Source organism: Myxococcus sp. AB056 (assembly GCF_006547365.1).
Lineage (GTDB): Bacteria > Myxococcota > Myxococcia > Myxococcales > Myxococcaceae > Myxococcus > Myxococcus virescens.
This window is the reverse complement of record NZ_VHLB01000166.1, coordinates 1-7,558: the sequence shown is the minus strand read 5'-3', so window position 1 is coordinate 7,558 and position 7,558 is coordinate 1. Positions and strand designations below refer to the sequence as shown.

At 72.3% G+C, this 7,558-nt stretch carries 7 protein-coding genes; 1 reads left to right on the top strand and 6 read right to left on the bottom strand.

Annotated elements, in window-relative coordinates; all coding sequences use genetic code 11:
• A partial coding sequence (locus FMP39_RS36465; RefSeq protein ID WP_141594549.1) for an ATP-binding protein occupies positions 1 to 1,493 on the top strand: 1,493 nt, incomplete at its 5' end.
• On the opposite strand, the gene FMP39_RS36460 is transcribed toward FMP39_RS36465, so the two are convergent.
• From FMP39_RS36460 to FMP39_RS36435, 6 genes are all read right to left on the bottom strand, one after another.
• The gene (locus FMP39_RS36460; protein ID WP_011556877.1) at positions 1,490 to 1,876 is read right to left on the bottom strand and encodes a response regulator; all 387 of its coding nucleotides are present in this window, start codon (positions 1,874 to 1,876) and stop codon (positions 1,490 to 1,492) included. The genes FMP39_RS36465 and FMP39_RS36460 overlap by 4 nt on opposite strands.
• Positions 1,873 to 2,994 carry a PilZ domain-containing protein gene (locus FMP39_RS36455; protein WP_141594548.1) on the bottom strand — a complete coding sequence of 374 codons (1,122 nt, stop codon included), beginning with the start codon at positions 2,992 to 2,994 and terminating at the stop codon, positions 1,873 to 1,875. The genes FMP39_RS36460 and FMP39_RS36455 overlap by 4 nt, the downstream gene beginning before the upstream one ends.
• 185 nt (positions 2,995 to 3,179) lie before the next feature.
• Positions 3,180 to 4,154, bottom strand: a complete 975-nt coding sequence (locus FMP39_RS36450; RefSeq protein ID WP_141594547.1) for a fatty acid desaturase — start codon at positions 4,152 to 4,154, stop codon at positions 3,180 to 3,182.
• Positions 4,155 to 4,211: 57 nt separating this feature from the next.
• Positions 4,212 to 5,258 (bottom strand): chemotaxis-specific protein-glutamate methyltransferase CheB, encoded by a 1,047-nt coding sequence (gene cheB / locus FMP39_RS36445; protein ID WP_141594546.1) that lies wholly within the window; start codon positions 5,256 to 5,258, stop codon positions 4,212 to 4,214.
• Positions 5,255 to 6,076, bottom strand: a complete 822-nt coding sequence (locus FMP39_RS36440; RefSeq protein ID WP_141594545.1) for a CheR family methyltransferase — start codon at positions 6,074 to 6,076, stop codon at positions 5,255 to 5,257. The genes cheB and FMP39_RS36440 overlap by 4 nt, the downstream gene beginning before the upstream one ends.
• Before the next feature lie 9 nt (positions 6,077 to 6,085).
• The coding region (locus FMP39_RS36435; RefSeq protein ID WP_194858717.1) for a HEAT repeat domain-containing protein at positions 6,086 to 7,558 on the bottom strand (1,473 nt) is incomplete at its 5' end.

Genomic DNA, 7,558 nt, shown 5'->3' with positions numbered 1-7,558 from the left:
CCGCCAAGAAGCGCCAGCGTCCCCTGGCCGAGCCTTCCGCCGAGGCCCCCTCCCCCGAGCTGCTGCAAACGCTCCTGGAGGCGCTCCCGGACGCCTTCTTCCTGCTCGATGCGCGGTGGTGTCTGGCGTACGTGAATCCAGACATGGCCCGGCTGCTCGGCGACGCGGCGCGGTTGCAGGACGACGTGCGCCGGGTGTGCCCGGAGCTGCTGGAGCTGAGCCGTCACCTGCACTTCGAGCATCCCGTCTCCGAGCAGCCCTCCGTCCGCTACGAGCACGCCTGGCCGGGAGCGGAGACCTGCCTCGACGTGCGCGTGCGCCCGGTGGAGGGCGGCCTGCTGGTGCACTGCCGTGACATCACCGAGGAGCGCAAGGGGCGCGAGGCGCTGCGCCGCAACGGCGAGGTGTTCCGCGCCATCCTCGAAGGCACCACGGACGCCGTCTACACGAAGGACCTGGACGGCCGCTTCACGATGATGAACGCGGCGGGCGCGAAGGCCGTGGGCTACCGCGTCGAGGACGTGGTGGGGCGCACGGACCTCGAGCTGTTCGACCCGGCGGTGGCGCGCACCAACGCGGCGAACGACCGCGAGGTGTTCGCCTTCGGCCGCACCGTCACCTACGAGGACGCGCAGCCGGGCGTGGACGGGCCGCGCGTGTGGCTGTCCACCAAGGGCGTGCTGCGTGACGCCGAGGGCAAGGTGTTCGGCCTGTTCGGCATCAGCCGCGACATCACCCAGCGCAAGTGGGCGGAAGAGGAGGCCCGGCGGCACTCCGAGTTCCAGGAGCAGCTCATGGGCATCGTCACCCATGACATCCGCAGCCCGCTGGGCGCCATCATGAACTGGTCGCGCGTGCTCGCCGCGGGCGGCACCGATGAGGATGCGCAGCGCACCAGCCAGCGCATCGCCACCGCGGCAGTGCGCATCGAGCGGCTCACCCGGCTGCTGCTGGACTTCACGCGCACGCGGCTGATGGGCGGCGTGGCCATTGAGCCCCGGCCGGTGGACCTGAAGGATTTGGTGGCCAAGGTGGCCCACGAGTTCGGCGTGGCCTTCCCCCAGCGCACCGTCGAGGTGGACCCCAAGGGCAACACCCAGGGCGTCTGGGACCCGGACCGGCTGGCGCAGGTGACGTCCAACCTGGTGGAGAACGCGCTCAAGTACAGCCCGCCGGACACGCCGGTGCGGCTGACGGCGCGCGGGCTGCGCACCCGGGTGGTGCTGGAGGTCCACAACGCCGGCCGCCCCATTCCGGACAACCTGCTGCCCCACCTCTTCGAGCCCTTCCGCGGCGGGCCCCAGAGCTCGCGCACGCTGAAGATGAGCTACGGGCTGGGGCTCTTCATCGTCCGGGAAATCGTCCAGGCGCACGGCGGCACCATCGAGGTCCGCTCCGATGAGGCGGAAGGCACCACCTTCACCGTGACGCTGCCGCGCCGCTCCATGCCGGCCCGGCCGCCCACGCCTCCCACCGGAAGCCCGCGCGACTAATCCAGGTAGCGCCGCAGCAGGGCCACCAGCGCGGCGCCGTCAAAGGGCTTGGCCACGAAGTCGTTGCAGCCGCTGTTGAAGCACGCGCGCACGCTGCGCGCCTCGGCGCGCGCACTGCAGAGGATGATGGGCGTGCGCCGCGTCGGTTCCCGGTCGCGCAGCAGCCGGCACGTCTCCAGCCCGTCCAGGTGCGGCATCAGCACGTCGAGGAAGACGAGGTCCGGCCGCTCCTGCTCCGCGCGCGCCAGCGCCTCCAGCCCGTCCCGCGCGACGATGGCGTCGTGGCCCAGCTCCGCCAGCAGCATCCGCTGGAGCAACAGGACGGTGTCCGAGTCATCCACCAGCAGGACCTTCTTGCGCCTCGGTGCGCCTTGCGCTGTCACGGGCGCACCTCCGCCTGGCACAACTGGCGCAATTGCATGAGGCGCGGTGGGCCCATGCCCAGGAAGCGCACGCCCATGCCGTAGGGGTGGGACACGCCGTTGCGAGGCGCGTAGGCGTGGGCCCAGGCCACCACGCCGTGTGTCTCCAGGCGCTCGCCCAGGGTGGGCAGCAGGATGTGCAGCTCCACCGCCGTCCCCGCCTTCGCCGGCACCAGCGTGCGCACCAGGAGGCCGCCAGGGCTCAGCGCGCTGGACACGCCGGAGCGCCACTCCGCGCCGCGCAGCCCCGCCTCGCCGAAGGACACCGGACAGCAGAAACGCACCCGCGCCTCGACACGCAGCGAGCCGTCCTCCCGGCCCAGCAGCGCGTGGATGCGGGGCAGCAACGAGGCCGGACGCACCGGCGCGTCTGCGTCCAGCGTGAGCGACGGCACCCCCGCCAGCAGCGGCTGCAACCGTGGAGAGGGCAGGCCCCTGGGCACGCCCGGCGCGCCTTCCCGCGACAACACCAGGTCGGGCCGCTCCCCCTGTTCGGCCACGCGCGCGGCGCCACCGCCCACGGTGGCGCTGTAGAGGATGCGATGACCACATGCCTCCAGCAGGGCGCCCAGCCCGCTCCACGCCAGGGGGCCACTGGCGCCGGCCAGCAGCAGCAGGCGCGAACGCACACGGGATGCACGCACCGGCGCGGCCGGGACGCCGCCACCCGCCAGCATCGCCAACCGCGCGCGCAGCTCGTGCGTGCGCAGGGGCGACAGCAGGCAGTCCTCGACCCCCTCCGCGTCGCCCACCTCGAGCACCTCGGCGGGCGTCTCCGGCTCCGCCACCAGCACCACCGGCGGACCATCCCCTCCCAGGCGCAGCTTCAGCGCGCGCAGGCCCATGCCCGCGCCGGCCACCAACTGCCGCCAGTGCACCAGCACCAGGGAAGGCCGCGTGTGCTGCACCTCCAGGAAGGCGGACTCCAGGGAAGGCACCTGAAAGGCCACGCAGCGCAATGGACGCAGGGCTCGTGACAACGCCAACCAGGATTCGCTCGTGGCCCCCACACACAGCACCCGCGGCGCTGCTTCCACCGGCCCTGGTGAAGGACGCACGCGTCCTGGAGCCGTCATCATGCGGAGCCTCCCGTGTCTTCGTCCCCCCCGGCCCGCCCACCGCGCTCATCCTGCGACTTCGAAGTATGAGAAACGGCCAGTCAGAGAAAATCCCCCTGGGTCAGATTCCAACGACAGATGGGAAATAAAGGACACCGGCCTCCGACTGGGGCCGCAGCCGGTGTCCACGGCGCCACGAAGGCGCGTCAGACGCGGGCGACGTTGACGCCCGAGTCGACGGCCTGCAGGTCGTCCCCGAAGCGCACGTCCAGCGCGACACCCGCGGGCGGCTCATAGGGCGCGCGTCCCACCTGAGCCGTGCCGAAGCGGGGCAGGAAGGGGGCCACCACGTACGAGCGGAAGCACCAGGCGAAGAAGCTCACCGGCTTGAGGGCCGGGTCCATGGCGGCCTCGATTTTCGCGTGCGCCTGGGGCAGCAGGCTCCAGTGCAGGCCCGGCGTCTCATGGTGCACGGCGTGGAGGCCGTTGTTGAAGAGGAAGAAGTTGATGAGGCGGCCGGTGAAGCTGCGGCTGTGGTCGTGCTCGCTCCAGGGGTCCGTGTGGACGTGCTGGATGTAGTTGAAGAACATGATGGTCCACAGCGAGAAGAGCGCGGGCACCAGGAAGGCGAACGCCCAGATGCGCGCGCCGCCGGCCAGGCCGTGCATCACCATGGCCAGCCCCAGCAGCGCCGCGTGCGTGCCGCCCCAGACGGCGTACTGGGTGAGAATCTGGCGGTACAGCGGCCGGTTGCGCTCGCGCGCCTTGTCGATGAACGCCTTCGTCGGCTCCTGCTGCCAGTACGTGGAGACGAAGGGGAAGAGGAAGGCCACCAGGAAGTTGTGCTTCTTCGAGTAGCGCCAGGTGATGGTGGCGTCGCCCGCCTTGTTCACGAACTTGTGGTGGTTGAGGTTGTGCGTCGGAATCCAGACGAAGGTGGGGTACCCGTAGAAGAGCGACAGCCACATGCCCATGGCCTCGTTCAGCTTCCGGTTGCGGAAGGTGGGGCAGTGGTTGTGGTTGTGCGCGATGACGCCTGCCGACAGCGCCAGGTAGCACGCCAGGGGGCAGAGATAGGGAATCCACCCGGGGACCACGTACATCGACAGGGCCACCACGGGCATGGCCAGACACCACAGCATCGTCCGGCGGTCAGCGGCGTATCGGAGCATGCCGGCCATCCTGACCCAGCCGACGCTCCGGGACCATCACCCACCCGTCTTTAGAAAGGTCGGCCTTCAGCGCACATGACGCCGCAGCAGCGCCAGCATGCCCTCCAGCGGAGCGCTGGCGGTGGCCAGCCCGGCTTCCTTCACGGCGCGCGGCATGCCGTACACCACGCAGGAGGACTCGCTCTCCGTGAGGATGGTGCCTCCGGCCTCGCGGATGGCCCGGGCGCCCGCGACGCCGTCGTCCCCCATGCCAGTGAGCACCAGGCCCACCACGTCCGAGCCCCAGCTTCGCGCGGCGCTTTCGAAGAGGATGTCCACGCTGGGGTGGTGCGCCGTGCGCAGCGGCTGCCGGTCCAGCCGAGCGAGCGTCACCGCTCCATGGCGCTCCAGCTTGAGGTGCTGCCCGGAGCGCGCCAGCACCACGCGGCCGGGCCGCAGCTCCAGCCCATCCACCGCTTCGAGCACCTCCAGCGCGCAGTGCGCGTTCAGGCGCCGGGCCACCGCCTCCGTGTAGCCCGTGGGGATGTGGAGCGCGAGCGCCAGCGGCGCGGGGAAGTCCACGGGAAGCTCGGACAGCAGGCGGGTGAGCGCCTGCGGCCCGCCGGTGGAGGTGCCCACCACCACCAGACTCTTCGCGGCCGCGCGAGCCACCGGCGCGGAGGAGACCTCCGGCGACGGTGCCGGCTCCGGCGGCGCGCGAACCACCGCGCCCGCGGCCGTGCGGACCTTCGCCACCAGCTCGCCGCCCAGCTCATACAGCCGCTCGGTGGCGAGCGCGGTGGGCTTGTTCACCAGCTCCACCGCGCCGGCCTGGAGCGCGGCCACCGCCAGCTCGCTCTCCTCGCCCGCGCTGCTCACCACCACCACGCGGGGCGCGGCGGCGCTGGAGGCGAGCGCGCGCAGCACGCCCAGCCCGTCCAGGCCCGGCATCACCAGGTCCAGCGTGAGCACGTCGGGAGAGAGCTCGGCCACCTTCTCCAGCGCGTCCAGGCCGTCGCGCGCGACGCCCACCACCTCCAAGCCCTCCGCGCTGGAGAGCACCTGCCGCAGCACCTTGCGGGCGAAGGCGGAGTCATCCACCACCAGCACGCGAATGGGAGACACCACCGTCATGGCCTTGCCTTGGTATAGAAGAAGGCGCCGCGCCGCTCCTCGCAGTCGAGCGCGGTGCCGAAGCGCATCAGGGACTCAGAGGTCCCCACCAGCAGGTGCCCCTCCGGAGCGAGCGCGCGCGTCAGGGACGACACCACGCGGCGCGCGGTGTCGTCCTGGAAGTAGATGAGGACGTTGCGGCAGAGGATGGCGTCGAAGGTGCCCAACTGCTCCACCGCGTTGGCATCCACCAGGTTGACGCGCCGCCAGTCCACCGCGCGCACCAACTCCGGCCGGACGCGCGGGCGCCCCTCGCGCGTCTCCAGCCACCGGCCCTCCACGCCCGGAGGCAGCGCGCGCAGGGAGCGCAGGTTGTGCTCCCCGGTGCGGGCCCGCTCCAGCGCGCGGGCACTCAAGTCACTGGCCAGCAGCTCCACCTCGTCGAGCACGCCCAACTCCGCGAGAATCATCGCCAGCGTGAGGGGCTCCTCTCCGGTGGAGCAGGCCGCGCTCCACACCCGGGGCCGCCGTCCGGCGCGCACGGCGGGCACCAGCAGGTCCTCGGCCAGCACCCGCAGCGGCAGGGCCTCCCGGAAGAAGTACGTCTCGTGGACCAGCAGCGAGTCCACCAGCGCGTCCAGCGCCTCGGAGCCCGCAGGGTCGTAGCGGAGGAAGTAGTAGTAGTCGAGCAGCGAGTCGAAGCCCGCGTCCAGCGCGCGGGGCACCACCTTGTCGGCGAGCAACTCCCGGTCCTCGGGGGCGTAGTGCACCCCGGAGCGCTGCTCGATGAGCGCGGCCAGGATGGCGAACACCTGGGGAGACATGGGCAGTGAGAACATGGCGGGGCGTCAGCGGCTCAGCACCAGCCGGCAGGCCCTCCGGACCTCGGGGTCCTCGTCCTGATTGGAGGCGCGCTCCAGCGCCTCGCGTGCCTCCAACGTCCCCAATGCCGCCACTGCGGGCACCGCGGCGCGACGGCCCGCCGGACTGGCGGACACCAGGAGCTGCATCAGCGCGGCGCGCGCGTCCGCCCGTCGCATCCGGGCCAGTGCCGCCACCAGCAGCGGCGCCGTGACTTCGTCCGCCGCCTCCAGCGCGGCCAGCAGTCCCGGCAGCCGGCCCTCCAGGGGCAGCGCCAAGGCGCTCACCACCCGCTCGCGCAGCGTCATGTCCCCCAGCAGGGACACCAGGGCCTGCGTGGCCGGGACCCCGGGGCGCGTGGCGATGAAGCCCACCGCGGCGCTGCGCACGCTGTCGTCACCGTCACCCGCGGCGTGCAGCAGCGCGGGCAGCGTCTCCGGTGCATCGTATTCGGCCACCGCGGACAGCGCGACGAGCCGCGTGGCCGCGTCCTCCGACTTCGCCGCCTCCAGCAGCACGGGCAGCGCGTCCGGCCGCCGGCCCACGCCCAGCCCCAGCAGGGCGGCGCGCCGCACATCCGCGTCCGCGCTGGCCGCCGCGCGCTGGAGCGCCGACATCGCGCTCTCCGTGTGCATGTGCGCCAGCGCGTCCACCACCGCCACGCGCACCTGGCCAGCGGCGTCGTCCGCCAGCGCGACGATGGCGTCCGCGGCGGCCTCCTCGTTCAGCTTCCCCAGCGCCTGGCACGCGTAGTAGCGCACCCAGGGGTCGCGGTCGTTGAGGCCACGCAGCAGCGTGGAGGTGATGCGCGCCTCCTTCTCCGTCTGCCCCAGCGCGCGCATGGCCGCCGCGCGCGTGCGCTCCGACTCGTGATTGGCGGCCGTCAGCAGCGCGTCCACCGCGCGCGGGTCCTCGATGAAGGGCAGGCCGTAGATGGCCGCGTCGCGCAGGCGCTCATCCGGGTCCCGCATGGCCTGGAGCAGCACCTCCAGTCCCTTGGAATAGCCGAAGTAGGAGATGATGCGCAGCGCCGCGCGGCGCAGGCGCGCGTCGGGGGAACGGGCCGCCTGCAACGCCAGCTTCTCCGTGGTGTCGCTGCCCAGGGACTGGATGGCCCCCACCGCGGCCTGCACCACGCGCAAGTCCTCGTCCACCAACCGCTCGAACAGGGCTGGCACCGCGGCCGGGCTGCCAATGCGGGACAACGTGTCCGCCGCCAGGGCGCGCACCGCCGCGTCCCGGTCCTCCAGGCACGACATGACGTCCGGCACCGCCGCGGACCTGCGGCCCACCAGCGGTAACAGCACGCGGCGCCGGAGGCTGTCGCCCTCGCGCAGCGCCTGGAGAATCTGGGTGTCTGCGTCCGCCCCCAGCTCCGACAGCGCGCCGGCCGCCGCGCGCGCCACCGACGGGTCCGGCCCGTCCAGGAGCTTCAGCAGCCCGAATGCGGCGTCCTGCCC

Coding starts and splice junctions, on each gene's coding strand:
- cheB (WP_141594546.1), bottom strand. CDS start 5,258: ATGACGGTGGTGTCTCCCATTCGCGTGCTGGTGGTGGATGACTCCGCC.
- FMP39_RS36450 (WP_141594547.1), bottom strand. CDS start 4,154: ATGGCCGGCATGCTCCGATACGCCGCTGACCGCCGGACGATGCTGTGG.
- FMP39_RS36455 (WP_141594548.1), bottom strand. CDS start 2,994: ATGATGACGGCTCCAGGACGCGTGCGTCCTTCACCAGGGCCGGTGGAA.
- FMP39_RS36440 (WP_141594545.1), bottom strand. CDS start 6,076: ATGTTCTCACTGCCCATGTCTCCCCAGGTGTTCGCCATCCTGGCCGCG.